General features: G+C 70.0%; 24 protein-coding genes. 4 read left to right on the top strand and 20 right to left on the bottom strand.

The genetic code is table 11. The features are described 5' to 3' along the window. Nucleotides 1-423 (top strand): DUF4282 domain-containing protein (locus tag B2K11_RS02520; protein ID WP_239525623.1); only part of this gene is annotated, 423 nt, incomplete at its 5' end. A gap of 46 nt (nt 424-469) precedes the next feature. Here the strand turns inward: B2K11_RS02520 and yaaA are convergent. The 13 genes from yaaA to prmC form a co-directional block, all read right to left on the bottom strand. After that, the gene (gene yaaA / locus B2K11_RS02515; protein WP_163616524.1) at nt 470-1219 is read right to left on the bottom strand and encodes a peroxide stress protein YaaA; all 750 of its coding nucleotides are present in this window, start codon (nt 1217-1219) and stop codon (nt 470-472) included. A 100-nt stretch (nt 1220-1319) separates the two neighbouring features. Further along, nucleotides 1320-1580, bottom strand: a complete 261-nt coding sequence (locus B2K11_RS02510; RefSeq protein WP_163616522.1) for a F0F1 ATP synthase subunit epsilon — start codon at nt 1578-1580, stop codon at nt 1320-1322. Nucleotide 1581: 1 nt separating this feature from the next. After that, a complete protein-coding gene (gene atpD / locus B2K11_RS02505) occupies nt 1582-3030 on the bottom strand; it encodes a F0F1 ATP synthase subunit beta (RefSeq protein WP_163616520.1) in 1449 nt (482 codons plus the stop codon). A 68-nt stretch (nt 3031-3098) separates the two neighbouring features. Next, nucleotides 3099-3995, bottom strand: a complete 897-nt coding sequence (locus tag B2K11_RS02500; protein WP_163616518.1) for a F0F1 ATP synthase subunit gamma — start codon at nt 3993-3995, stop codon at nt 3099-3101. Nucleotides 3996-4015: 20 nt separating this feature from the next. Further along, entirely contained in the window at nt 4016-5653 is a 1638-nt protein-coding gene (gene atpA / locus B2K11_RS02495; RefSeq protein WP_163616516.1) for a F0F1 ATP synthase subunit alpha, read from the bottom strand. Nucleotides 5654-5731: 78 nt separating this feature from the next. After that, on the bottom strand, nt 5732-6523 hold the full coding sequence (locus B2K11_RS02490; RefSeq protein WP_163616515.1) for a F0F1 ATP synthase subunit delta: 792 nt from the start codon (nt 6521-6523) through the stop codon (nt 5732-5734). Continuing rightward, entirely contained in the window at nt 6523-7080 is a 558-nt protein-coding gene (locus B2K11_RS02485) for a F0F1 ATP synthase subunit B (protein WP_163616513.1), read from the bottom strand. The genes B2K11_RS02490 and B2K11_RS02485 overlap by 1 nt, the downstream gene beginning before the upstream one ends. Nucleotides 7081-7108: 28 nt before the next feature. After that, a complete protein-coding gene (gene atpE, locus B2K11_RS02480; RefSeq protein WP_159845304.1) occupies nt 7109-7345 on the bottom strand; it encodes an ATP synthase F0 subunit C in 237 nt (78 codons plus the stop codon). 46 nt (nt 7346-7391) lie between these two features. Further along, nucleotides 7392-8186 (bottom strand): F0F1 ATP synthase subunit A, encoded by a 795-nt coding sequence (gene atpB, locus B2K11_RS02475; RefSeq protein ID WP_204259984.1) that lies wholly within the window; start codon nt 8184-8186, stop codon nt 7392-7394. A gap of 168 nt (nt 8187-8354) precedes the next feature. After that, the gene (locus tag B2K11_RS02470; RefSeq protein ID WP_163616511.1) at nt 8355-8843 is read right to left on the bottom strand and encodes a hypothetical protein; all 489 of its coding nucleotides are present in this window, start codon (nt 8841-8843) and stop codon (nt 8355-8357) included. After that, nucleotides 8840-10042, bottom strand: a complete 1203-nt coding sequence (locus B2K11_RS02465; RefSeq protein ID WP_163616509.1) for an MraY family glycosyltransferase — start codon at nt 10040-10042, stop codon at nt 8840-8842. The genes B2K11_RS02470 and B2K11_RS02465 overlap by 4 nt, the downstream gene beginning before the upstream one ends. Continuing rightward, on the bottom strand, nt 10039-11001 hold the full coding sequence (locus B2K11_RS02460; protein WP_163616508.1) for an L-threonylcarbamoyladenylate synthase: 963 nt from the start codon (nt 10999-11001) through the stop codon (nt 10039-10041). Before B2K11_RS02460 ends, B2K11_RS02465 begins: the two co-directional genes overlap by 4 nt. A gap of 54 nt (nt 11002-11055) precedes the next feature. Continuing rightward, the gene (gene prmC, locus B2K11_RS02455) at nt 11056-11928 is read right to left on the bottom strand and encodes a peptide chain release factor N(5)-glutamine methyltransferase (protein ID WP_163616506.1); all 873 of its coding nucleotides are present in this window, start codon (nt 11926-11928) and stop codon (nt 11056-11058) included. Nucleotides 11929-12119: 191 nt separating this feature from the next. Between prmC and cysK (B2K11_RS02450) the strand changes: the two genes are divergently transcribed. The 3 genes from cysK (B2K11_RS02450) to epsC all read left to right on the top strand — a co-directional run bounded on the left by cysK (B2K11_RS02450) (nt 12120) and on the right by epsC (nt 14684). After that, nucleotides 12120-13058 (top strand): cysteine synthase A, encoded by a 939-nt coding sequence (gene cysK, locus B2K11_RS02450; RefSeq protein ID WP_163616504.1) that lies wholly within the window; start codon nt 12120-12122, stop codon nt 13056-13058. A gap of 91 nt (nt 13059-13149) precedes the next feature. Beyond that, a complete protein-coding gene (gene cysK / locus B2K11_RS02445) occupies nt 13150-14103 on the top strand; it encodes a cysteine synthase A (protein WP_163616502.1) in 954 nt (317 codons plus the stop codon). Beyond that, nucleotides 14100-14684, top strand: a complete 585-nt coding sequence (epsC, locus tag B2K11_RS02440; RefSeq protein ID WP_163616501.1) for a serine O-acetyltransferase EpsC — start codon at nt 14100-14102, stop codon at nt 14682-14684. The genes cysK (B2K11_RS02445) and epsC overlap by 4 nt, the downstream gene beginning before the upstream one ends. Nucleotides 14685-14767: 83 nt before the next feature. Here epsC and B2K11_RS02435 read toward each other — a convergent pair whose 3' ends face one another. The 7 genes from B2K11_RS02435 to B2K11_RS02405 form a co-directional block, all read right to left on the bottom strand. Then, nucleotides 14768-17560 (bottom strand): helix-turn-helix transcriptional regulator, encoded by a 2793-nt coding sequence (locus B2K11_RS02435; RefSeq protein ID WP_163616499.1) that lies wholly within the window; start codon nt 17558-17560, stop codon nt 14768-14770. A gap of 74 nt (nt 17561-17634) precedes the next feature. Next, nucleotides 17635-18033 (bottom strand): phage holin family protein, encoded by a 399-nt coding sequence (locus B2K11_RS02430; RefSeq protein ID WP_163616497.1) that lies wholly within the window; start codon nt 18031-18033, stop codon nt 17635-17637. Between the two features lie 271 nt (nt 18034-18304). Then, nucleotides 18305-19264, bottom strand: coding sequence for a hypothetical protein (locus B2K11_RS02425; RefSeq protein ID WP_163616496.1), 960 nt, complete (start codon nt 19262-19264; stop codon nt 18305-18307). 211 nt (nt 19265-19475) lie between these two features. Continuing rightward, the gene (gene prfA, locus B2K11_RS02420; RefSeq protein WP_163616526.1) at nt 19476-20555 is read right to left on the bottom strand and encodes a peptide chain release factor 1; all 1080 of its coding nucleotides are present in this window, start codon (nt 20553-20555) and stop codon (nt 19476-19478) included. Nucleotides 20556-20576: 21 nt separating this feature from the next. Continuing rightward, nucleotides 20577-22751: a transcription termination factor Rho gene (rho, locus tag B2K11_RS02415; RefSeq protein WP_163616493.1), complete on the bottom strand. Its 2175-nt coding sequence runs from the start codon at nt 22749-22751 to the stop codon at nt 20577-20579. A gap of 202 nt (nt 22752-22953) precedes the next feature. Beyond that, a complete protein-coding gene (thrB, locus tag B2K11_RS02410; protein ID WP_163616491.1) occupies nt 22954-23919 on the bottom strand; it encodes a homoserine kinase in 966 nt (321 codons plus the stop codon). Further along, nucleotides 23916-24506: pyridoxal-phosphate dependent enzyme (locus B2K11_RS02405; protein ID WP_163616490.1), on the bottom strand; the 591-nt coding region annotated here is incomplete at its 5' end. The genes thrB and B2K11_RS02405, both read right to left, overlap by 4 nt.

Here is a 24506-nt window from a genome sequence, read left to right as displayed (position 1 = left end):
CCCCCGCCGCTGCCGCCGCAGTCCGCCGCAGCGGCTGCACGCGGCGCCGACCCCGACGACACGGGCGTCCCGACCGTCCGCGGTGAGGCGGCCGATGTCGGCAAGGGCTTCTTCGCCGCCCTGTTCGACCTCTCGTTCCGCACGTTCATCACGCGGCGCCTCGCCAGCGTGTTCTACTTCGTGGGCCTGATCGCCATCGGCATCGGCTTCATCGTCTACTTCGTCGGCGGCATCATGGGCGCCGTCTCCATCATGTGGTTCGACGTCGGCGCCGGCATCAGCGGACTCGTTGCGACGATCATCGTCGTACCGGTGCTGACGTTCCTCGCGATCATCATGCTGCGGTTCATCATCGAGGCAGTGGTCGCCCTGATCGCGATCGCCGAGAACACCGAGCGCACCGCACAGCACACCCGGCGCTGAGCGCGCTTCGACAAGCTCAGTGGCCGTTCCCTGAGCCTGTCGAAGGTCAGGCGAAGAGCTCGAGCTCACCGCCGCCGATGTCGCGCACACCCAGGCCCGCCGCATCCGCCCACCGTACGAAAGCCGCCGCCGAGCCGATGCGCGGGCGATCCTCGGCGAGCCGGCGCACGAGTGCGCCCTTGGCGTGCTTGTTGAAATGGTTCAGCGCGCGCACTGCGCCGTCGGAGCCTTCGCTCACCACACGGATGTAGCGCGACGCGGTGCCGGCCGGCACGGGCCCGAGGCCGACGTACGCCTCGGAACGGAGGTCCAGGACGAACCGGGGATCGAGATCCGCGATGGCGGCGGTGACCGCCTGCGCCCACAGCCGCCGCAGCGGCGCGACGCCCGGAACCGAAGTGGCGGCGCCGAGGCGGTAGGCCGGGATGGCGTCGAGGGCACCCACCGGGCCGAACGGTGCCGAGTGCACGAGCACGTGGACCCCCAGCCAGCGACGGCCGGCGGCGGAGACGGATGCCGCGTCCAGCGCGTCGTAGAGCACACCGGTGTAACGATCCATAGCGGGCATCGTCGGCGCCGCGCGCAGGGCGGCGTTGACAGCGATCTCGCCGCGTTGGGTCGGCCCGAGCTTCAGCACGCGGGCGGCTTCGTCGGCGTCGGCGGACAGGCCGACGAGCGCATCGATCACCGCTTCGCGCTGCGCCGTCAGCTGCGGAAGCGCCAGGCCCGCCACGCCCAGGGGACGCCCCGAGCCACCCGCCCGCTTGGTCTCGGACGGCGGGAGAAGGATCAGCATGACTCTCCGTGGGATGCGGGGCCGTCGCGAGACCGACGGCGATGCGGGGAAACGACTCGGCCGGCCCCCGCGGGGACCGGCCGAGTTCTACGCTGGTGTGTCAGGAGATCAGCGCGGCGTTTCCGGCGACGATGGTGAGGTCGTCGCCGGACATCGACAGGAAGCCGTCCTGCGCGTTGGCGATGATCTTGGTACCTGAGGTCTCGGTGATGCGCACCTGACCCTCGGCGAGGATCGCGAGCACCGGCTCGTGACCGGACATGAAGCCGATCTCGCCCTCGACGGTCTTGGCGACGACGAGCGACGCCTCACCCGACCAGACCTCCGCGTCCGCGGAGACAAGGCTCACCTTGAGGGGCATGTCAGCCGTTCTCCTTCTGGATGCGCGCCCACTGCTCTTCGACGTCCGAGATGCCGCCGACGTTGAAGAACGCCTGCTCGGCGACGTGGTCGAAGTCGCCCTTGACGATCGCGTCGAACGACTCGATGGTCTCCTTGATCGGAACCGTCGAACCCTCGACACCGGTGAACTTCTTCGCCATGTAGGTGTTCTGCGACAGGAACTGCTGGATGCGCCGCGCACGCGAGACGACGATCTTGTCCTCTTCGGACAGCTCGTCGACACCGAGGATCGCGATGATCTCCTGCAGTTCCTTGTTCTTCTGGAGGATCTGCTTCACGGCGGTGGCGACGCGGTAGTGGTCGTCGCCGATGTAGCGGGGGTCGAGGATGCGGCTCGTCGAGGTGAGCGGGTCGATGGCCGGGTACAGGCCCTTCGACGCGATCTCGCGCGACAGCTCGGTGGTCGCGTCGAGGTGCGCGAACGTGGTGGCCGGCGCCGGGTCGGTGTAGTCGTCGGCGGGCACGTAGATCGCCTGCAGCGAGGTGATCGAGTGACCGCGCGTCGACGTGATGCGCTCCTGGAGCACGCCCATCTCGTCGGCGAGGTTCGGCTGGTAGCCCACCGCGGACGGCATGCGGCCGAGCAGCGTCGAGACCTCGGAACCGGCCTGCGTGAAGCGGAAGATGTTGTCGATGAAGAGCAGCACGTCCTGCTTCTGCACGTCGCGGAAGTACTCCGCCATCGTGAGGGCCGAGAGGGCCACGCGCAGACGCGTGCCCGGCGGCTCGTCCATCTGGCCGAAAACGAGCGCGGTCTTGTCGAAGACGCCCGCCTCCTCCATCTCACCGATCAGGTCGTTGCCCTCACGGGTGCGCTCGCCGACACCGGCGAACACCGACACACCACCGTGGTCCTGCGCGACGCGCTGGATCATCTCCTGGATGAGGACGGTCTTGCCGACGCCGGCACCGCCGAACAGGCCGATCTTTCCACCCTGCACGTACGGGGTGAGCAGGTCGATGCTCTTGATGCCGGTCTCGAACATCTCGGTCTTCGACTCGAGCTGGTCGAACGCGGGGGCCTTGCGGTGGATGCCCCAGCGCTCGGTGACCTCGATCGTCTCGCCCGGCGCGCCGTTCAGCACGTCACCCGTGACGTTGAACACCTTGCCCTTGGTGACGTCGCCGACGGGGACCGTGATGGGGCCGCCGGTGTCGCGCACCTCCTGGCCGCGGACCATGCCGTCGGTCGGCTTCAGCGAGATGGCGCGCACGAGGTCGTCGCCGAGGTGCTGCGCGACCTCGAGCGTGATCTCGGTGCGCTCGTCGCCGATCGCGATCGTCGTCTTCAGCGCGTTGTAGATGTCGGGGATCGAGTCGTGCGGGAACTCGATGTCGACGACGGGGCCGGTGACGCGGGCGACGCGCCCGACGACCGCCGTCTCGGTCTTGTCAGCGGTGAGGCTCATGGCTTCTTCTCTTTCGTGTGGTCTGATGTCGCAGTGCGTATCGGGCCGGACGCCCGGCGGCTTTCCGCCTACTTGCCCGAGGAAAGGGCGTCGGCGCCGCCGACGATCTCGGCGATCTGCTGCGTAATCTCGGCCTGACGCGCGTTGTTGCGCAGGCGGGTGTAGTCGGTGATGAGCTTGTCGGCGTTGTCGCTGGCCGACTTCATCGCCTTCTGCGTCGCGGCGTGCTTCGCGGCCGACGACTGCAGGAGGGCGTTGAACACGCGGCTCTGGATGTACACCGGGAGCAGCGCATCGAGCACGGTCTCGGCGTCCGGCTCGAACTCGTACAGCGGGTACACCTGCGCCGACGACTGCTCCTCGGCCTCGACGACCTCGAGCGGAAGCAGGCGGACCGTCTCGGGCGACTGCGTCATCATGCTGACGAAGCGATTGTAGACGAGGTGGATCTCGTCGACGCCGTTCTCGTCGCCGCCGCGGTCGTACGCGTCCAGCAAGGTGGCGGCGATCTCCTCGGCCGTCGTGAAGTGCGGCGTGTCGGTGTCGCCCGTCCACTCCGCCGCGCTTTCCATGCGACGGAACTGGAAGAAGCCGACGGCCTTGCGCCCGACGAGGTAGAACACCGGCTCCTTGCCCTGCCGGCGGATCAGCTCAGCCAGCTCGAGACCCTCGCGGAGGATCTGCGAGTTGAATGCGCCGGCGAGGCCGCGGTCGGACGAGAAGATCACGACCGCGGAGCGGCGGATCGTCTCGCGTTCGACGGTGAGCGGATGGTCGACGTTGGAGTGCGTCGCCACGGCGGCGACGGCACGCGTCACAGCCCGCGCGAAGGGCGACGACGCGCGCACGCGCGCCATCGCCTTCTGGATGCGCGAAGCCGCGATGAGTTCCATCGCCTTCGTGATCTTCTTGGTCGTCTGAGCAGTGCTGATCTTCTGCTTGTAGACCCGGAGTTGTGCGCCCATTGTGGTAGTCCGGTATCGCCTTAGCGGCGGCCCTTGACGATCTTCTCCTGGTTGACGTCCTGGGCCTCGGCTGCCGCGACCTCTTCGTGCCCCGGCTTGCCGATCGCCTGGCCCTTGCCGGCCTGGAACTCGAGGATGAAGTCGTCGGTCCGCTTGGTGAGCTCGGCGACGGTGTCGTCGTCCAGCACATTGGTGTCGCGGAGCGTGTCGAGGATCGTGGTGTTGCGGCGGAGGTAGTCCAGCAGTTCGCGCTCGAACGACAGGACGTCCTCGACCTCGATCGAGTCCAGCTTGCCGTTGGTGCCGGCCCAGATCGAGACGACCTGCTCCTCCACCGGGTACGGCGAGTACTGCGGCTGCTTGAGCAGCTCGGTCAGACGCGCGCCGCGGGCGAGCTGGCGACGGGATGCCGCATCCAGGTCGCTCGCGAACATCGCGAACGCCTCGAGCGAGCGGTACTGGGCGAGCTCGAGCTTGAGCGTGCCCGAGACCTTCTTGATCGACTTCACCTGTGCGTCGCCGCCGACGCGGGACACCGAGATGCCGACGTCGACCGCGGGACGCTGGTTGGCGTTGAAGAGGTCGGACTGCAGGAAGATCTGGCCGTCGGTGATCGAGATCACGTTGGTCGGGATGTACGCCGAGACGTCGTTGGCCTTCGTCTCGATGATCGGCAGGCCCGTCATCGAACCCGCACCCAGCTCATCCGACAGCTTCGCGCAGCGCTCGAGCAGGCGCGAGTGCAGGTAGAAGACGTCGCCCGGGTAGGCCTCGCGGCCCGGCGGGCGGCGCAGCAGCAGCGAGACGGCACGGTAGGCCTCGGCCTGCTTGGTCAGGTCGTCGAAGATGACGAGGACGTGCTTGCCCTCGTACATCCAGTGCTGGCCGATGGCCGAGCCGGTGTACGGCGCCAGGTACTTGAAGCCGGCGGGGTCCGACGCGGGGGCGGCGACGATGGTGGTGTACTCCATCGCACCGGCGTCCTCGAGGGCGCCCTTGACGGCCGCGATCGTGGAGCCCTTCTGGCCGATCGCGACGTAGATGCAGCGGACCTGCTTGCTGACGTCGCCCGACTCCCAGTTGGCCTTCTGGTTGATGATCGTGTCGATCGCGATGGCCGTCTTGCCGGTCTGGCGGTCGCCGATGATGAGCTGACGCTGGCCGCGGCCGACCGGGATCATCGCGTCGATCGCCTTGATGCCGGTCTGGAGCGGCTCGTGCACGCTCTTGCGCTGCATGACGCCGGGCGCCTGCAGCTCGAGGGCGCGACGGCCGACGGTGGCGACCTCGCCGAGTCCATCGATCGGGTTGCCGAGCGGGTCGACGACGCGGCCCAGGTAGCCGTCGCCGACGGCGACCGAGAGCACCTCACCCGTGCGGGTGACCTGCTGGCCGGCCTCGACGCCCGAGAACTCGCCGAGGACGACGACGCCGATCTCGTGCTCGTCGAGGTTCAGCGCGAGGCCGCTCGTGCCGTCGGCGAACGTCACGAGCTCGTTCGCCATGACACCGGGCAGGCCCTCGACGTGGGCGATGCCGTCCGCGGCGTCGACGACGGTGCCGACCTCGGTGGCCGCAGCCCCGGTGGGCTCGTAAGCGGCGACGAAGTCCTTCAGCGCGTCACGGATGACGTCGGGGCTGATAGAGAGATCTGCCATTGTTTTCCTTCGTTCATGGGGCCTCGGCCCCGAAAGCTCCGCGCGGTTCCGGTCTCGGCCCCGTGCGGGAAGTCTGTGTCAGCCGGCGAGCCGCTGACGGAGGTCGGCCAGTCGCGCCGACACGCTCGCGTCGATCACGTCGTCCGCGATCTGCACGCGCACGCCGCCCACGACGGTCGGGTCGACGATGGTGTTCAGCGACACCGGGGTGCCGTAGCGCTTGGACAGCGCCGCCGTGAGCCGCTCGCTCTGCGCGGCGCTCAGGGGCGCAGCAGCGACGACCGTCGCCACCGCGCGGTTGCGCTGATCGGCCACCACTCGCGTCGCGCGCGTCAGCAGCTGACGGACGCGCCGCTCGCGCGGCTCGCGGACGAGGGATGATGCGATCAGCGTCGCCCCCGCGCTCGCGCGGCCCCGCAGCAGGGTCTCGACGAGCGCGCCCTTCGCTGCCGGGTCGCCCAGCCGGCTTCCCAGCGCCAACTCGAGCTCGGGGTTGTCGGCCACGGTGCGCGTGAACGCGAACAGCTCGGCTTCGACGTCGGCCCGCCCATCGGCCACCGCCGCTGCCCGCACCGCGAGCTCTTCGATGGCGTCGACGAGGTCGTCGGCCGACGACCAGCGCTGTGTGACGGCGGTCGTCAGCAGCGACGCCGTCGTAGGGCTCACCGCCGCACCGAACACGTCGGAGACGACCTGGCGGCGGGCCTCGGCGGGCGCGGCGGAGTCGGCGAGCGCGCCGCTCAGCTGCGACGAGTCGCCCACGGCGCGCGCCACGGCGAACAGTTCGCCTGCCACGTCGAGGTCGACGCCCGACGCGGCGCGCAGCGCCGCCGTCGTCGTCGCCAGGGCCTGAGTGGACGCGCTACCCATTACGCCTTCGCCCCTTCGGACTCTTCGAGCTCGGCGAGGAAGCGGTCGACGACGGCCTGAGCCTTCTTGTCGTCGGACAGCGACTCGCCGATGACACCGCCGGCGAGGTCGAGGGCGAGCGTGCCCACCTCGCTGCGCAGCGACACGAGTGCGGTCTGGCGCTCGGCTTCGATCTGAGCGTGCGCGGTCGTCGTCAGACGCGTGGCTTCCGCCGCAGCGGTCTCCTTGGCCTCGGCGACGATCTTCTTGCCGTCCTCACGGGCGGCGTCGCGGATCTCACCGGCCTCCTTGCGCGCGTCGGCGAGCTGGGCGGTGTACTCCTCGAGCGCCGCCTCGGCCTTGCGCTGAGCCTCGTCGGCCTTGGCGATGTTGCCCTCGATCGCCGTTGAGCGCTCGTCGAGCAGCTTCTTCATGCGGGGAAGGGCGACCTTCCAGAAGATGAAGAGGATGACGATGAAGCACACCGACGACCAGATGATGTCGTACCAGGCGGGAAGCAGAGGGTTGTGCGCTTCGGCACCCTCTTCCGCGGCGTACGTGACAAGAGCGTTCAGCATCCTGTCTCCTTAAGACTGGTTATCGGGATCAGAAGCCGAAGATGAAGCCGGTTGCGATACCGATGAAGGCGAGCGCTTCGGTGAAGGCGATACCGATCCACATCAGCACCTGCAGGCGACCTGCCAGCTCGGGCTGACGGGCGACGCCCTCGATGGTCTTGCCGACGACGATGCCCACGCCGATGGCCGGGCCGATTGCGGCGAGACCGTATCCGACGGTCGCGATCGAGCCGGAGACCTCTGCGAGAACCGTAGTTGCGTCCACGGGGGTGTTTCCTTTCGGTTGTGGGCGGCCTTCCGGCCGTCCCGTATCAGTGCTCTTCGGCGACCGCGAGCTGGATGTAGACCGCGGTGAGAAGGGCGAAGACGTACGCCTGGAGGACGGCCACCAGGATTTCGAACAGGGTGAAGACGAAGCCGAACGCGAGGCTGCCCGCGCCGAGCACCGTCCACCAGCCGCCCATGTCGACGATGAAGAACTGCGTCGCGGCGAAGAAGAGGACGAGCAGGAGGTGGCCGACCATCATGTTCATCAGGAGTCGGAGCGTCAGCGTGACGGGCCGGATGACGAACGTCGAGATGAGCTCGATCGGCGTCACGATGATGTAGATCGGCCACGGGACGCCGGAGGGGAAGAGCGAGTTCTTGAAGAAGTTCTTCGGGCTCTTCTTGATGCCGGCGTAGATGAACGTGACGTAGCTCACGATGGCGAGCGTCAGCGGCACCGCGATGATGCTCGTACCCGCGATGTTCAAGAACGGGATGATGCCCGTGATGTTCATGAACAGGATCATGAAGAACATCGTCGTGAGGATCGGGAGGAACCGCTGGGCATCCTTCTTGCCGAGCAGGTCTTCGCCGATGTTGACCCGGACGAAGTCCAGGCCCATCTCCACCAGGCTCTGGAATCGTCCGGGCACCACGCGCATTCGGCGGGTACCGAGCCAGAAGATCACCACGACGGCGACCGTCGCGAGGAACTGGATCAGATGGATACGGTGGATCGGGATGACACCGAACGCTTCGAAGAGGATCTCCGGGAAGAACTCATCGATCGAAGGTCCGTGGAACTCCGGCGGAGCGTCCGCGGCAATGGGGGCGATCAGGGTCGCAGCATGAGTAAACAGCGCTGGCTCCAGCTTCGGGGCACCGGCATAAAACCGTTGCGACGATGGTCGGTGAGCGTCACTCCGCAAGTCCTCGCAGAGCGAGTGGGCGGGCGCTCGTTCAGCCTATCAAACTTGTGAGGTCGCTGAATCCGCGGGCGGGCGCATTCAGGAAGCCCCGGACGCTTCGTCCGTGCGGTCCCCCGCATCCGGATCCGTCGGCAGGTCCACGTCGCTCACGTGCGGCACGCGCATGCGCAGCATGACCACGACGTCGATGGCGAGCGAGGCGAGCACGCTGACCACCAGCGCGACGAAGAATACGCCGGGCTCGATCCAGGGCTGCCCGCGGAGGATGAAGAAGATCGCGATGAAGACCACGAACTTCAGGATCCATCCGCCCATCACGATCCCGAAGAAGATCGGCACGTAGAGCTCATTGCCGTACCAGCGGTTGGCGATGAGGATGCTCGCGCCGGTGATCCCGAGGAAGACCGCCGCGACGAGCACGCCCGCGAGAGCGCTCCATAGACCCGTCGTTCCGGCCACGAGGAACCCGACGATGGCGCCGACGACGGCGAGGACCGCCGTCACGCTCGCCGACCACACAAGGACGGTGCGCAGGATCGGGGTGCTGGATACGGGGCTGGCGCTCATCGGGCGTCCTCCTGTGCGGGCGCAGGATCGGGCTGCGTTTCGGGTGGTTCGAGCGCGGCCGGCGGGCGCGCGGCACGGCGGTGCGAGGGAAGGAATGTCACGACGAGGCAGGCGGCGATGCCGACCGCGCCGTAGAGCACGCCGAAGAGGTAGTCCCCCGGCCACTCGAGGGTCGTGCCGATGTACATGAGCAGCACCGACAGGCTGACCAGCGCGGTCCAGGCGTAGAAGATGAGCACGGCATCGCGGTCGGTGTGCCCCATGTCGAGCATCCGGTGGTGCAGATGCTTGCGGTCGGGCGAGAAGGGCGACTTGCCCCGGCTCATGCGCCGCACCACGGCGAGGCCGAAGTCCAGCAGCGGCAGCAGCACGACGACGACGGGCAGCAGGATCGGGATGAAAGCACCGAGCAGCTGCGAGCGGCCGAACGCGTCGTTGTCGGCGACCATCGCCGGGTCGAAGTTGCCGGTGATCGAGATCGCCGAGCACGCCATGAGGAGTCCCAGCATGAGGGCGCCGGCATCCCCCATGAAAAGGCGTGCGGGGCTCCAGTTCAGCGGGAGGAAGCCGATGCACGCGCCGATCAGCACCGCGGCGATGAGGGAGGACAACGTGAAGTAGGTGCTCGAGCCGAAGTCGCGGAAGACCATGTACGAGTACGCGAAGAACACCGCGTTGGCGATCAGGCACACGCCGGCGACGAGTCCATCCAGCCCGTCGACGAAGTTCACGGCGTTCATCACCACGACGATCGAGAACACCGTCAGGGTGAAACTCGCCCAGCTCGAGAAGATCGTCATGCCGCCGAGCGGCAGCGTGTAGATCTGCAGCTGCCCGAACCACGCGATCACGCCGGCGGCGAGGAACTGCGCACCGAGCTTGATCATCCAGTCGAGGTCCCACAGGTCGTCGAGCACGCCGACGACCACGATGAGCGCGGTCGCACCCAGCAGCGCGTACATCTGCTGGGGATTCGACCAGACGATGGAGAAGTACGGGTGTGCCGACGACATCGCGAACGCCGCCAGCACGCCGAGGAACATGGCGATGCCGCCCAGGCGCGGCGTCGGCGTCTTGTGGACGTCGCGTTCACGGATGCCGGGATACAGCTTGTATCTCAAGCTGAGTCGCCACACTGCCCACGACAGGACGAAGGTGACGGCCGCCGTGAGGAGGATCGTGAAGACGTATTGCTTCACGAGCGACCGGGTTCCGGCGCCGCGGGAGCTGGGGCCGCTTCCGGCGCGGGGACAGCTTCCGGTGCAGGGGCCGCGTCGGGAGCGGGGGCCGCTTCGGGCACGGCAGGCGTTTCCGTGGCGTCGCCGGTCCCGGGTCCGGAGCCGGTCGCATCCTTCGGTTCCGAGACGGACTCACCGGCCCGCTCCGGCTCGGACTCCGGCTCGGAGACGGACTCACCGGCCCGCTCGGGCGCGGACTCCGGCTCGGAGACGGACTCGCCGGCCAGCTCAGGCTCGGACTCGGTCTCACTGCCGGGGTCGGGCTCGAGCAGGTCGCCCAGCACATCCCGCAGCTGTGCACGACTCACCGCGCCCTCGCGCAGCACGCGCACCCGGGGTTCCGCACCGCCGACCAGGCTCGTGGCGTCGATGATCGTCGACGGGACGCCGGTCTTCGAGGGGCCGTCGCCGAGGTAGACGGCGACGCTGTCCTGCAGCATCCCCTGTGCGTCCTCGGCGGTGATGCCGGCGGCCATCCCGGTGAGGTTGGCGCTCGAGACGGCGAGCGGCCCGGTCTCTTCGAGGAGTTCGAGGGCGATGCGGTGGGCGGGCATGCGCACGGCGACGGTTCCCCGCGTCTCGCCCAGGTCCCAGGACAGCGACGGCTGCGACGGCAGCACGATGGTCAGCCCGCCCGGCCAGAACTCCTGCACGAGGCGTTCGACCGGCTCGGGCACCTCGGCGACGAGCGCACGGAGTGTCGTGATCCCGGCGACCAGCACCGGGGGCGGCGACTGGCGCCCGCGCCCCTTTGCCGCGAGCAGGCGCGCGACGGCCTGATGGTCGAAGGCGTCCGCGGCGACGCCGTAGACGGTGTCGGTGGGAAGGACGACCAGCTCGCCACGGCCGATGGCCTGGCGCGCCTGGCGCATGCCGGTGAGCAGTTGCGCCTCGTCACGGCAGTCGAAGATGGGGGACATGTCGCCCGACAGTCTAATTGGGCGTCCGGCAGGAACGATGCGAGACGGGCGTGGTCAGGGGCGCAGGGCCGTCGTGGCGCGGTCGCGCTGCGTGAGATCGGGGTGGGTCGCGGCCGCGCGCCAGCCGTCGGCGGCCAGGATGCCGCGGATCGCCTCGCCCTGCCACTCGCCGTGCTCGATCACGAGCGTGCCGCCCGGGTGCGCGAGGCGCAGGCCCACCCGGCTCAGCACGCGGACGACGTCGAGGCCGTCCTCACCGCCGTAGAGCGCCGCCGGCGGGTCGAAGAACCGCACCTCCGGGTCACGCGGGATGGCGGCATCCGGAACATACGGCGGGTTGGATGCCACCACCGAGACCGTTCCGTCGAGCTCGGGGAAGGCGTGGGCGAGGTCGATGAAGGCCAGGGTCGCGTTGTCGGCGCCGACGTGCGCGAAGTTCTCCTTCGTCCAGACGTAGGCGTCGACGGAGTTCTCGGCGGCGAACACCCGCGCGTGCGGCACCTCGGTCGCCATCGCGAGGGCGATCGCGCCGCTGCCGGTGCCGAGATCCACCGCGACGGGAGAAGCGGATGCCGCGGCCCGCAGCGCGTCGATCGCCAGCTGCGCGACCATCTCGGTCTCGGGGCGCGGCACGAACACGCCCGGCCCGACACGCAGCTCGAGGTGGCGGAAGGGCGCCGTCCCGGTGATGTGCTGCAGCGGCTCGCGGGTGGCGCGCCGGGCGACCAGCTCATCGAGGCGATCGGAGTCGGCCTGCGTCAGCGTGTCGCCGCGGATGGCAGCGGCCTGCACTCCCCCGCGTCCGCCACCGAGCACGAACGCGGCGAGCAGCTCGGCGTCGACCGCCGGGTCGGCGATGCCGGCCGCGGCGAGGCGATCGGCGGCGGTGCGGAGCGCGTCGGCGACAGACGGTGCGGCGGTGTTCATGACCGGTCCACTCTATTTCGGGATGCTGCACCCCCCGCACCCTGAGCGATCTCGCGACGACGGCCCACGGGCGCGCGCGGGCCGGGAAGGGTACCCCGGTGAGACCAGCCCGTCGTCACAGAAGGACTCACAGGAAAACGTGCGCCTTAGGCTGTTGCTCGACCAGCCGTGAACCCGCGAAAGGCCCCGAAATGACCGGCATTCATCCCGATATCACCTCCGCCTTCGGCAACACGCCGCTCGTGCGCCTGAACCGCATCGCGGAGGGTGTCGGCGGGACCATCCTGGCGAAGCTCGAGTTCTACAACCCGGCCTCCAGCGTGAAGGACCGCCTCGGCATCGCCATCGTCGACGCGGCCGAGGCGTCGGGCCAGCTGCAGCCCGGCGGCACGATCGTCGAGGCCACCAGCGGCAACACGGGCATCGCGCTGGCGATGGTCGGCGCCGCCCGCGGTTACCGCGTCGTGCTCGCCATGCCCTCGTCGATGTCGATCGAGCGCCGGCTGCTCCTCAAGGGCTACGGCGCGGAGCTCGTGCTGACCGATCCCGCCGGCGGCATGAAGGGCGCGGTCGCGAAGGCCGAGGAGCTCGTCGCCGACATCCCCGGCGCCGTGCTCGCGCGTCAGTTCGAGAACGAGGCGAACCCCGAGATCCACCGCAAGACCACCGCCGAGGAGATCCTCCGCGACACCGATGGCCAGGTCGACTACTTCGTCGCCGGCATCGGCACGGGCGGCACGATCACCGGCGTCGGGCAGGTGCTCAAGGAGCGCGTGCCGGGGGCGAAGGTCATCGCCGTCGAGCCGGCCGACTCGCCGCTCCTCACCAAGGGCACCCCGGGACCCCACAAGATCCAGGGCATCGGTCCGAACTTCATCCCCGAGATCCTTGACCAGAGCGTGATCGACGAGGTCATCGACGTCGAATTCCCCGACGCCATCTCCACCGCTCGTGCGGTGGGCGAGAAGGACGGCATCCTCGTCGGCATCTCGTCCGGCGCCGCCATCTGGGCGGCCCTCCAGGTCGCCGCCCGCCCCGAGGCCGAGGGCAAGAACATCGTCGTCATCATCCCGTCGTTCGGCGAGCGCTACCTCTCGACCGCGCTGTTCGAGGATCTGCGCGAAGATTGACACGTCACGACGGCGCGCCGGCCCCCCGACCCGTTCGGGCGCCGGCGCGTCGTCGCCGTCTTCCCGCGCCGCCCGAACCGAGGAGCACCACGTGCCCGGCATCCATCCCGACATCACCACCGCGTTCGGTGAGACCCCGCTCGTGCGCCTCAACGCGCTCACGGAGGGTCTCGGCGCGGAGGTGCTCGCCAAGCTCGAGTTCTACAACCCCGGCTCGTCGGTGAAGGATCGGCTCGGCTACGCCCTGGTCGAGGCCGCCGAGGCGGCGGGAGAACTGCAGCCGGGGGGCACGATCGTCGAGTCGACCAGCGGCAACACCGGCATTTCGCTCGCCCTCATCGGCGCCGCCCGCGGTTACAAGGTCATCCTCACGATGCCCGCCTCGATGTCGAAGGAGCGCCGCACGCTCCTGAAGGCCTTCGGTGCCGAGCTCGTGCTGACCGACCCGTACAAGGGCATGACCGAGGCGGTCGACGCCGCGAAGCGCATCGTCGACGAGACGCCCGGCGCGATCCTCGCGCGCCAGTTCGAGCACGAGGCGAACGCGGCGATCCATCGCCAGACCACTGCGGAGGAGATCTGGCGCGACACCGACGGCCGCGTCGACTGGTTCGTCGCAGGCTCGGGCACCGGCGGGACGATCACCGGCGTCGGCCAGGTGCTCAAGGAGCGCAACCCCGACGCCAAGATCGTCCTCGTCGAGCCCAAGGACTCCCCCGTGCTCACCGAGGGCCGCGCGGGCGGCCACCGCATCCAGGGCATCGGACCCAACTTCGTGCCCGACGTGCTCGACCGCTCGGTCGTGGACGAGATCTTCGACGTGGAGTTCGACGACGCGATCCGTGTCGCCCGTGAGCTCGCCACCCGCGAGGGCATCCTCGCCGGGATGTCGGCGGGCGCGGCCGTGTGGGCCGCCCTCCAGATCGCGGCGCGCCCGGAGACGGCCGGTCAGCGCATCGTCGTGATCGTGCCCGACTCGGGCGAGCGCTACCTGTCGACGGCACTGTATGCGCACCTGCGCGACCCCGAGGAGGAGTCGAAATGACCGACGAGCGCATCGGATTCGTCGCGCGCGTACGTGAGGACGTCGCCGCGGCGAAGCTGCGCGACCCCGCGGCGCGGGGCGGCCTCGAGATCGCCGTCCTGTACCCGGGCCTGCACGCCATCTGGGCGCACCGGGTCTGGCACGCGCTGTGGACGCGGGACGTGCGGTTCGTGGCCCGCGCAGGATCGCAGGTCACGCGCTGGCTCACCGGCATCGAGATCCACCCCGGCGCCACCATCGGCCGCCGCTTCTTCATCGACCACGGCATGGGCGTCGTGATCGGCGAGACCGCCGAGGTCGGTGACGACGTCATGCTCTACCACGGCGTCACACTCGGCGGCCGGCAGCGCGAGGGCGGCAAGCGGCACCCCACCATCGAAGAGGGCGTCGCGGTCGGCGCGGGCGCGAAGATCCTCGGGCCCATCACGATCGGCGCGGGGTCCGTCGTGGGCGCGAACGCGGTCGTCACCAAGGACGCGCCCGCCGACTCCGTATTGGTCGGCGTGCCGGCGAAGCCGCGCGCCCGCCGCAGCGGCGACGACACGCGCGCCCTGCTGACGACACCCGAGTACCACATCTGACGCGGTCGGTCGGGCGGGCAGTCCCGGCACTGCTCCCCTCGCCGCCGGCACGATGCCGGCCGAGACGCGCGAACCCCGCCGCGTCAAGCGGCGGTGCGGCGGTAGATCGCCGCGGCTGCGGTGCGTGACGGTGCCTCGAGCTTGCGCAGGATCGCCGACACATGAACTGAGACGGTCTTCACGCTGATGTACAGGCGCTCTGCGATCTGGCCGTTCGTCAGCCCTTCGGCGACGAGCTCGAGCACCTGCTCCTCGCGCGAGGTGAGCACCGAGCGCGGCGCCTCGCCGGCGAGTCCGGCATCCGTCATCACCGCGCGGGCACGTGCGGCGAGGCCGTCGGCGCCGAGTTCCTCGCCGTAGGACGCGGCCGCTGCGAGCGCCTCACGTGCCGCCGTCCGGTCGCCCTCGGCCAGCAGCTCCTCGCCGTGCCGCACCCGCGCATAGGCGCGGATGTACGCCGGGCCGACGGCGTCGACGGCGGGCGCCCAGGACCCTTCGCCGAGCTCGGCCGCGAACACGGCCGCCCACAGCGGGGTCACCGGCCAGTCGGCGAAAGCGTCCAGCACCGCGCGGTACGGCTCGACGTCGGCATCCTCGCCGCGCTCGCGGAGCATGGCGACGGCACGCGCCGCGACCGCCGTCAGCGGCAGCGCGAGCACGCCGCCGGCGGGCGTCTCCCACGCGGCCCGCGCGTGTGACAGCGCCTCATGGGCGTCGCCGCGCGCCAGCGCAAGCTCTCCGAGGTCGTACGCCATGCCGAACCGCGTCTGGAACTCGTAGGCGCCGAACATGTCGAGCTCCCGCCGGGCGGCCTCCAGGGCGGCCTGCGCGCCGTCGATGCGTCCCCGCCAGATCGCCAGGCACACCAGGCGCTCGCGCAGGAACGCCGAGTACAGGCCCGGCTCGACCAACGGGAGCAGGCCTCCCAGCTCCTCCGCCTCGCGCAGCCGGCCGGCGTAGATGTGAGCCTCGATCATGTTGGCCTCGATCATCACGAGCGGGCCGAGGTCCGCGACGTGGGTGCGGCCGTACTCCTGACCCTCCCGCGCCACCGCGATCGCGTCGTCATACCGGCCGAGCAGCATGAGGGCGTTGGAGTAGTTGATGAAGTACCGCATCATGGCGCGGACGAACCCGTCCGCGCGCGCACGGGCCTGGTCGAACAGCGCGAGACCGCCGACGTCGCCGGTGGTGGTCCGGCAGGTCGCCGCGATGAGCAGCGCCTGCACGAGGATCTCGGCGGCGACCCGGTCTCCGGCAGCCGCGGCTGCCTCCGCGGTGGCGCCGGCGCGCGCCGCGACGTGGGTGCCGACGCCGTGGCGCCCGTTCAGCATATGGGCGCGGGCCGAGCTGAGCAGGAGACCGGCGCGCTGCACGTCATGACGCGGGTCGTCGCCGAGGATCTCGAGCGCCTGGTCGAGGCTCTCCACCCCGTCCGACACGCCCGCCTGGAACTCGATCGTGGCCAGATCTCCGATCATCTCCGCGCGCCCGACGACGTCCTCCTCCGGCCAGAGCGCGACGGCCTCCCGCGCGAACGCGAGCGCACGATCGTTCCGGTTGGCGGCGAGGAGCGCCGCGGACGTGCTCCGCAGCACGTCGACACGCGACATCCCGCTGATCGTCTCGGGATCGGCCACGGCATCCCACAGCTCCAGGGCCCGCTCCCCCGCCTCCGCGGCAGTCGACCACGCCGACGCTCCACTCGCGGCACGCTGCGCCGCTACGGCGGCCGCCAGCGCCCGATCGGGGACGTGGGCGGCGCGCCAGTGGTGGGCGATGTCGGCGAGCACGCGCGCGGTGGGGGCCAACGCCTCGAGCGCGACGGCGTAGGCGGTGTGCAGCCGCGTGCGCTCGGTCGGAAGCAGCTCGGCGTACACCGCCTCCTGCATGAGCGCGTGGCGGAACGCGTACGCGTCTCCCCTGATCACGACGACCTGCGCATCGACGGCGGAGCGCACCGCAGACTCCAGCGCGGACTCGTCGCCGTCGAGCACCGCACGGAGCACGGGGTCGGGCACCTCGACCCCGCCGGTCGCCAGCACGCGGCTGAAACGGCGCGCCTCGGCATCCAATCGCTCGTACCGCAGCAGCAGGACGTCGCGCAGCGAGACCGGCAGCCGCTCGCCCGAGAAGCTCGCCAGCTCTTCCACATAGAACGGGATGCCGTCGCTGCGGGCCGCGATGTCGTGCAGCACCTCAGCGGCGAGCGCGTCGCCGTGCACCGCCGTGGCGAGCGCACCGACCTCGGCCGGGCTGAGGCGGGAGAGCGGGCGATGCGTCAGCAGTCGCGCGCGGTCGAGCTCGGCCAGGACAGGACGAAGCGGATGCCCGCGGCCCACGTCGTCGGTGCGGTACGACAGCAGTACGAACAGCGGGAGGGCGGCGGCACGGCGCACCAGGCGCGCCGCGATCTCGGATGTGGTGCTGTCGGACCAGTGGAGGTCTTCGATGATGACGACCAGGCGGTGCGTGCGCGCGAGCTGTGAGAACAGCTCCACCACGACATCCGCGAGCCGCTCGGTGTCACCCGGCGCCTTCGCCAGGGTGGGGACGAGCACGCCGAGCGCGTCGACCGCCGGACCCGCCGCCTCGCGCACCGCCTCCGTGCCCAGCTGATCCACGAGGTCGCGCAGCAGGTCGGTGATGGCCGTCAGCGGGGCGGGGCCCGAACCGGAGTCGACTGAGGCGCCGCGGACGACGATGACGTCTTCGTCGAGGCCCTCCGTGAAGTCGCGCAGCAGGCGCGTCTTCCCCATTCCGGCGTCGCCCGACACCACGACGGCTCGCCCCTGCGCATCCACGGCGGCGATCTCCGCGCGCAGCGCGTCGAGATCCGCCTGACGGCCGACGAGAGGAACCCGGCCGATCTGCATACCGCCCATCATCCCATCAGCCTGGTGTCCCAGGCGCTCCCGGCGGATCGGGAGGAATCCCTAACTTCGCGTCGTCAGCCGCGGCGGTCCTGCACCTTGTTCTTGATGAACAGAGGCGGCAGAAGCCACGTCGCGAGAGCGGTGACGAGCCAGACGATCAGCGTTCCGATGATCCACGCCACGGGCCCGTCGATGCCGATCCCGGCCGCCGGGATGAGCACCGCGATGAGCAGTGCGACGAACGTCGAGAGCAGGCCGATGCCGCCGATGAGGGCGTTGGCGTGCCGGCGCGTGATCTTGAACAGCCACGGCGCCAGGATGCTCTGCAGCACCGCGAAGATCACGATGGCCAGGAGGATCCCCCACCAGTCATCCCAGTGCAGGGAGAACCCCGGCAGGATCAGGTCCGCCACGATGAGGCCGAGTGCCGCCGACACGAGGAAGATCAGGGCGCGGATGAGGAACGTGAGCACGCTCGAAGCCTAGCGCCGCGGCATCCGCCGCCCCCGGCATCCTTGCCCCCGGCATCCTTGCCCCCGGCATCCTTGCCCCCGGCATCCTTGCCCCCGGCATCCTTGCCCCCGGCATCCTTCTCCCGCGGCGTCCGTCCCCGACCTCCTCGTTGACTTGCCTCAAACGCACGGTGTGCGCGGCGTGTCGCGTGCATCTGAGCCAAGTCAAGGCAGTCTTCGGCACGCCTTCGACAGGGGCGCCTCGAGGATGAGGGATAAGCCCGGCGAAGACTCAGCGACGCTCGCTCAAGGCATGGCGGGCGCCGGCGAGGAGCGTGTGCGGCTCGGCGAAGAGCATCCGCGCGGTCACGCGGATCACGCGCCACCCGGCACGCACCAGCGCGTCGTACTTCTCGATGTCCCGGTTCCACTGCGCTGTGTCGGTGCGATGGTGATCGCCCTCATATTCGAAGGCGATCTTCTGCCGCGAATAGGCCAGATCGACGCAGCCAATGAATCGGCCGTCGTCGTCGTACACCTCGAGGTCCGTCTCGGGCTCGCTCAGCCCGCCATCGACGAGGGTCAGCCGCATCCACGTCTCGGGTCGGGACGCGACACCGCGTCGCACTCGTGGAAGGGCGTCGCGGAGAGCCACCACGCCTTTTCGTCTGAGCACGAGGGCCGCCTCGAGCTCTGCCAGCGAGGCGAGCGCCGGCGCGCGAACCCGACCTCCCGGACCCGGGATCCGGTCGACGCGGACGATTGCGTCGGCTGTGGCAACTAGATCGTAAGGATACCGGAGCACGTGTCCCAGCAGCGACCACGCGACGGCGGGCGAGGTGAGGCGTACACCGTGCTCCGGGTGGACGACGACGGCCGATGCAGCGCGGGCGAGTTGGTGCCCGTGCACACCGCTGCCGCGCGGAGCCCGGTGGGGTGCGTTCACCGACACCTCAATCAACTCGCCATCGAGCCGCGGAAGAGGGATGCGCCAGAGCAGAGCCGCGGTCGTGTGGGAGAAGAACTCATGTCTGCTCATGTACGCGGCGAATCGCAGGGCGTTTCGCTCGATCGTCAGCACCCGCTGATGGTCGGCACTGATTCCCGGCTCGAGGGCATCCGTCGGAAGCGTCGATCGAAGTCCGTGGAAGGGTCGTTCGAGAAGCGGACCGTCGAGGTCGCGGCGCGAGAACCCCGCGCGCAATCCCTGGCCCGTGGTGAAGGCCTGTCCGACATGGAACTCGCGCGCCATCCCTCGAGAGTGACACGCCACCGACACCCGCCGCCAAAGCTATCCACACCCCTGTACCGCCCGCCGCACAGGCACCACTCGTACGGAGACGAGTTGAGTTGCCTTGAACGCACGGTGGCGACGGCGTGTCGCGCGCATATGAGGCAAGTCGACGACCCCCGGGGGGAAGGCGAAGCGCGGCGGACGGGCGGGGGGTGCGTGACGTCGGGGGTCAGGCGTCGCCGCCCAGGGCGGCGAGCCGCGCCTCCTCGTCGGCGGTGATCGCCGACTCGATGATCGGCTCGAGCGCGCCGTCCATCACCTGGTCGAGGTTGTACGACTTGTAGCCGGTGCGGTGGTCGGCGATGCGGTTCTCGGGGAAGTTGTAGGTGCGGATGCGCTCGGACCGGTCCATGCCGCGGATCTGCGAGCGGCGGGCGTCGGATGCCGCCGCGTCCAGCTCCTCCTGCTGCTTGGCGAGCAGACGCGCACGCAGCACCCGCATGCCGGCCTCACGGTTCTGCAGCTGCGACTTCTCGTTCTGCATCGACACCACGATCCCCGTCGGCACGTGCGTGATGCGCACGGCGGAGTCGGTCGTGTTGACCGACTGCCCGCCGGGACCCGACGACCGGAACACATCGATCTTGAGGTCGTTCGGGTCGATGTGGATCTCTTCGGGCTCGTCCACCTCGGGGAACACCAGCACGCCGGTAGTCGACGTGTGGATTCGGCCCTGCGACTCGGTCGCCGGCACGCGCTGCACGCGATGCACGCCGCCCTCGTACTTCAGGTGCGCCCAGACCCCCTGCGCGGGGTCGGACGAGGAGCCCTTGATCGCGACCTGGACATCCTTGTAGCCGCCGAGGTCGGACTCGTTGCGCTCGAGCAGCTCGGTCTTCCAGCCCTTCGACGCGGCGTACTGCAGGTACATGCGCAGGAGGTCGGCCGCGAACAGCGCCGACTCGGCGCCGCCCTCGCCCTGCTTGATCTCCATGATCACGTCGCGCGCGTCGTCCGGGTCCCGCGGGATCAGGAGCCGCCGCAGTCGCTCGTGCGCCTCGCCGAGGCGCGCCTCGAGTGCCGGCACCTCTTCGGCGAACGCCTCGTCTTCGCGGGCGAGCTCGCGGGCGGCATCCAGATCATCGGATGCCGCCAGCCAGTCCTCGTGCGCCTTCACGATGCGCGACAGCTCGGCGTAGCGCCGGTTGACCCGCTTCGCGCGCGCCGCATCGGCGTGCACCGCGGGGTCGGAGAGCTCCTCCTGCACCGCGCGGTGCTCGTCGATCAGCGCCCGGACGGAATCGAACATCGCGGGTTCGCCCATCGGGGATCAGCGGATGCTGTTGTCGTCCGCGTGGCTGCGTCCGCCGCTGTGACCGGTGGTCGGAGCCGGGATCGACTTCTGCATCTGCACGAGGAACTCGACGTTGGACGACGTCTCCTTGAGCTTGCCGAGCACGACCTCGAGGGCCTGCTGCGGGTCGAGACCCGCCAGCGCACGACGCAGCTTCCACGTGATCTTGACCTCGTCGGGCGACAGCAGCATCTCCTCGCGGCGGGTGCTCGACGCGTTCACGTCGACCGCCGGGAAGATGCGCTTGTCGGCGAGCTGGCGCGACAGGCGCAGCTCGCTGTTGCCGGTGCCCTTGAACTCCTCGAAGATGACGTCGTCCATCTTGGAGCCGGTCTCGACGAGCGCGGTCGCGAGGATCGTGAGCGATCCGCCGTTCTCGATGTTGCGCGCGGCGCCGAAGAAGCGCTTGGGCGGGTACAGCGCCGACGCGTCGACGCCACCGGTGAGCACGCGACCCGAGGTCGGTGCGGAGATGTTGTACGCACGCCCGAGACGCGTGATCGAGTCCAGGAGCACGACGACGTCACGACCGAGCTCCACGAGGCGCTTGGCGCGCTCGATGGCGAGCTCGGCGACCGTGGTGTGGTCCTCGGCGGGACGGTCGAAGGTCGAGGCGATGACCTCGCCCTTCACCGTGCGCTGCATGTCGGTGACCTCTTCGGGCCGCTCGTCGACCAGCACGACCATGAGGTGGACCTCGGGGTTGTTGATCGAGATGGCATTGGCGATCTGCTGCAGCACGATCGTCTTGCCGGCCTTGGGCGGCGCGACGATGAGTCCGCGCTGGCCCTTGCCGATCGGCGCGACCAGGTCGATGATGCGCTGGGTCAGCTTCTCGGGACCGGTCTCGAGGCGCAGGCGCTCCTGCGGGTACAGCGGCGTCAGCTTGCCGAACTCGACACGGGTCGCGGCGTCGTCGACCGAGAGGCCGTTGACGGCGTCGACCTTGACGAGCGCGTTGTACTTCTGGCGGCTGGACTGCTCGCCCTCGCGCGGCTGCTTGATGGCGCCGACGACGGCGTCGCCCTTGCGGAGGTTGTACTTCTTGACCTGTCCGAGCGAGACGTAGACGTCGCTCGGGCCGGGCAGGTAGCCGGAGGTGCGGACGAACGCGTAATTGTCGAGCACGTCGAGGATGCCGGCGATCGGGATGAGGACGTCGTCCTCGCCGATCTCGGTGTCGAACTCGTCACCAGTGGTGGCCTGCGTACCGCGGCGCTTGTTGCGCTGGCGGCCACGGCCGTTCCCCTGCGACTGCTGGTCGTCCTCGGGCGTCTCTGCCTTGGCGGGCTCGGCCGCGGCGGGCTGCGCGTTCTGGCTCTGACCGCCCCCAGCGTTCTGCGCCGGCGCGCCCTGGCCGCCCTGGGCGTTCGCGTTCTGGGCGTTCGTGTTCTGACCGCCCTGCGCGTTCCGGTTGCGGCTGCGGCTGCGGCTGCGGCTGCGACCACGAGCCGGCGTGTCGGTGCCCTCGGCCTCGCCCTCGGCGGACTGCTCGGCGGCCTCGGCGGGCGCCTCGGCGTCGCCTGCGGGAGCGGATGCCGCCTCGGCGGCGTCATCGGATGCCTGAGCTTCGCCCTCTGCAGGTGCCGCCTCGGCGGGTGCGCCCTCGGCCGGTGCGGTCTCCGCCGCCGTCTCGGCAGGTGCGGCCTCCGCCGGCGTCTCGGCAGCTGCGGCCTCGGCCGGTGCCTCGACGGGCTCGGCCGGCGCGACGTCGGTGCTCTTGGCACGGCGCGGCGCGCGCTTGCGCGGCGCCTTGACCGGTGCCGCCGGAGCCTCTTCGGCGACGATTTCTGCCGCGACGGCGTCGGCGACGACCGCTTCGGCGACCGCTTCCTCGGCGACGGCGTCGGCCACGAGCGCCTCGGCGACGGCCTCTTCGGCGACGGCTTCGGCAGCCGCGGCGGCAGCCGGGTCACCGGCATCCTCGGCGACGATCGCTTCGGCGACCGCTTCTTCGGCGACCGCCTCAGCGGCGACGGCCTCGACGACGGCCTCATCGGCGACGGCGTCGGCCACGACAGCCTCGATCACGGCTTCTTCGGCCGCGGTCTCGGCCGCGGCTTCGATGGTCTCGGCGTTCTCGACAGCCTCGGGCGCTTCCGCGCGCTCGTCGGCCGGAACGTCGGCATGGACCTCGGAGATGGACTCCACGAGTTCTCCCTTGTGAAAAACGAACGAATGTGCACGACTCGCACAGCACTGCGGGTGGCGTCTGCCCGTCTCGATCAGTTGTCACGCCTGTCGAAACTCCCGCCGACGGGGTGAGGGACCGCGAGGGTACTCAGCGGACGTCGGCAGGTCAGAATGCCGTGCGGTGGTTTCGCAGATTTGCGACGGAGGCCAGATTCACGTATTACGTGGAACCCTCCGCGTACTCCCTCACTGTACCACCCTTGAAGTCGACGGCGAGCATGAGCGCCTCCCACGGGGTGTCGGTCGTGGCGGTAGCGAGAGCCGCCGCTTCGAGGCGTCGCCCGGGTCCGTCGGCGAGCACGAGCACGCTCGGACCCGCCCCCGAAACGACCGCCGCGAAGCCCTGGGCACGCAGCGCCCGCACGAGCGCGTCGGTCTCGGGCATGGCGCTCGCACGGTAGCTCTGGTGGAGCTTGTCCTCGGTGGCCGCCTGCAGCAGCTCAGGGCTCTGCGTGAGCGCCGCGATGAGCAGCGCCGACCGGGACACGTTGAAGACGGCGTCCTCACGGGGCACCTGCGTGGGCTGCAGGCTCCGGGCGAGCTGCGTCGACATCGTGAACTCCGGCACGAGGACGAGCGGCGACACGCCGCGGTGCACCAGCAGCTTCTTGTGCTGCGGGCCGCCGTCGTCGACCCAGGCGATCGTGAGACCGCCGAAGAGCGCCGGCGCGACGTTGTCGGGGTGTCCCTCGAGCTCCGTCGCCAGCCGCAGCAGGGCATCCGGGCCGAGCTCCACGTCGCCCTCGAGCAGGCCCCTCGCGGCCAGCAGGCCCGACACCACCGCCGCGCCCGACGAACCGAGTCCTCGCCCGTGCGGGATGACGTTCCTGGCGACGAGGCGCAGCCCCGGCATCCGTCGTCCGGTCGATTCGTATGCGTATGCGATCGCCCGCACCACCAGGTGCGAGGCGTCGCGAGGAACGTCCGCCGCGCCGGCCCCCTCGACCTCGATCTCGAGCTCGCCTTCGGGGAGTGCCGTGACGTCGAGCTCGTCGTACACGCTCAGCGCGAGGCCGAGCGTGTCGAAACCGGGCCCGAGGTTGGCGCTCGTCGCCGGAACCCGCACCACGACCCGGCGCCCCTGGCGGGCGTCCGGGGTGGGCGCGGGCACGACGGCTGCGCTCACGCGCGCGGTCCCGGCGCGTCGACGGATTCGGCGGCGCGGACGAGCTCGAGAACGGATGCCACTTCCGACGTGGTCGCGTCGACGACGGTGGGCTCGACCTCCGAGCCGTCGGCGTTGCGCAGCGCCCAGTGCGGGTCCTTGAGCCCGTGACCCGTGACCGTCAGCACCACGCGCGCGCCCTGCGGCACGACGCCGGCCTCGACACGGTCCAGGAGCCCCGCCACGCTGATGGCCGACGCGGGCTCCACGAAGATCCCGACCTCGCCGGCAAGGAGCTTCTGCGCCGCGAGGATGCGGTCGTCGTCGATGGCGCCGAAGTAGCCGTCGGTCGCCGCGCGCGCCTCGAGGGCGAGGTCCCACGATGCGGGGTTGCCGATGCGGATGGCGCTGGCCACCGTCTCGGGGTTCTTCACGACCTCGCCGCGCACGAGCGGCGCGGACCCCTCGGCCTGGAAGCCGAACATGCGCGGCACGCGGGTCGAGACGTTCGCCGCGGCCTCTTCCGTGTAGCCGCGCGTGTAGGCGGTGTAGTTGCCCGCGTTGCCGACGGGGATGAAGTGGAAGTCCGGCGCGTCGCCCAGCTGCTC

The organism is Microbacterium sp. B35-30 (assembly GCF_010634855.1).
Taxonomy (GTDB): domain Bacteria; phylum Actinomycetota; class Actinomycetes; order Actinomycetales; family Microbacteriaceae; genus Microbacterium.
The sequence above is the reverse complement of the archived record's forward strand: the minus strand, read 5'-3'. Positions and strand labels throughout refer to the sequence as shown.

Excerpts from the sequence above, each read along its gene's own strand:
- yaaA (WP_163616524.1), bottom strand. The coding sequence starts at position 1,219 with ATGCTGATCCTTCTCCCGCCGTCCGAGACCAAGCGGGCGGGTGGCTCG.
- B2K11_RS02510 (WP_163616522.1), bottom strand. The coding sequence starts at position 1,580 with ATGCCCCTCAAGGTGAGCCTTGTCTCCGCGGACGCGGAGGTCTGGTCG.
- atpD (WP_163616520.1), bottom strand. The coding sequence starts at position 3,030 with ATGAGCCTCACCGCTGACAAGACCGAGACGGCGGTCGTCGGGCGCGTC.
- B2K11_RS02500 (WP_163616518.1), bottom strand. The coding sequence starts at position 3,995 with ATGGGCGCACAACTCCGGGTCTACAAGCAGAAGATCAGCACTGCTCAG.
- atpA (WP_163616516.1), bottom strand. The coding sequence starts at position 5,653 with ATGGCAGATCTCTCTATCAGCCCCGACGTCATCCGTGACGCGCTGAAG.
- B2K11_RS02490 (WP_163616515.1), bottom strand. The coding sequence starts at position 6,523 with ATGGGTAGCGCGTCCACTCAGGCCCTGGCGACGACGACGGCGGCGCTG.
- B2K11_RS02485 (WP_163616513.1), bottom strand. The coding sequence starts at position 7,080 with ATGCTGAACGCTCTTGTCACGTACGCCGCGGAAGAGGGTGCCGAAGCG.
- B2K11_RS02470 (WP_163616511.1), bottom strand. The coding sequence starts at position 8,843 with ATGAGCGCCAGCCCCGTATCCAGCACCCCGATCCTGCGCACCGTCCTT.
- B2K11_RS02460 (WP_163616508.1), bottom strand. The coding sequence starts at position 11,001 with ATGTCCCCCATCTTCGACTGCCGTGACGAGGCGCAACTGCTCACCGGC.
- prmC (WP_163616506.1), bottom strand. The coding sequence starts at position 11,928 with ATGAACACCGCCGCACCGTCTGTCGCCGACGCGCTCCGCACCGCCGCC.
- cysK (WP_163616504.1), top strand. The coding sequence starts at position 12,120 with ATGACCGGCATTCATCCCGATATCACCTCCGCCTTCGGCAACACGCCG.
- epsC (WP_163616501.1), top strand. The coding sequence starts at position 14,100 with ATGACCGACGAGCGCATCGGATTCGTCGCGCGCGTACGTGAGGACGTC.
- B2K11_RS02435 (WP_163616499.1), bottom strand. The coding sequence starts at position 17,560 with ATGCAGATCGGCCGGGTTCCTCTCGTCGGCCGTCAGGCGGATCTCGAC.
- B2K11_RS02425 (WP_163616496.1), bottom strand. The coding sequence starts at position 19,264 with ATGGCGCGCGAGTTCCATGTCGGACAGGCCTTCACCACGGGCCAGGGA.
- prfA (WP_163616526.1), bottom strand. The coding sequence starts at position 20,555 with ATGTTCGATTCCGTCCGGGCGCTGATCGACGAGCACCGCGCGGTGCAG.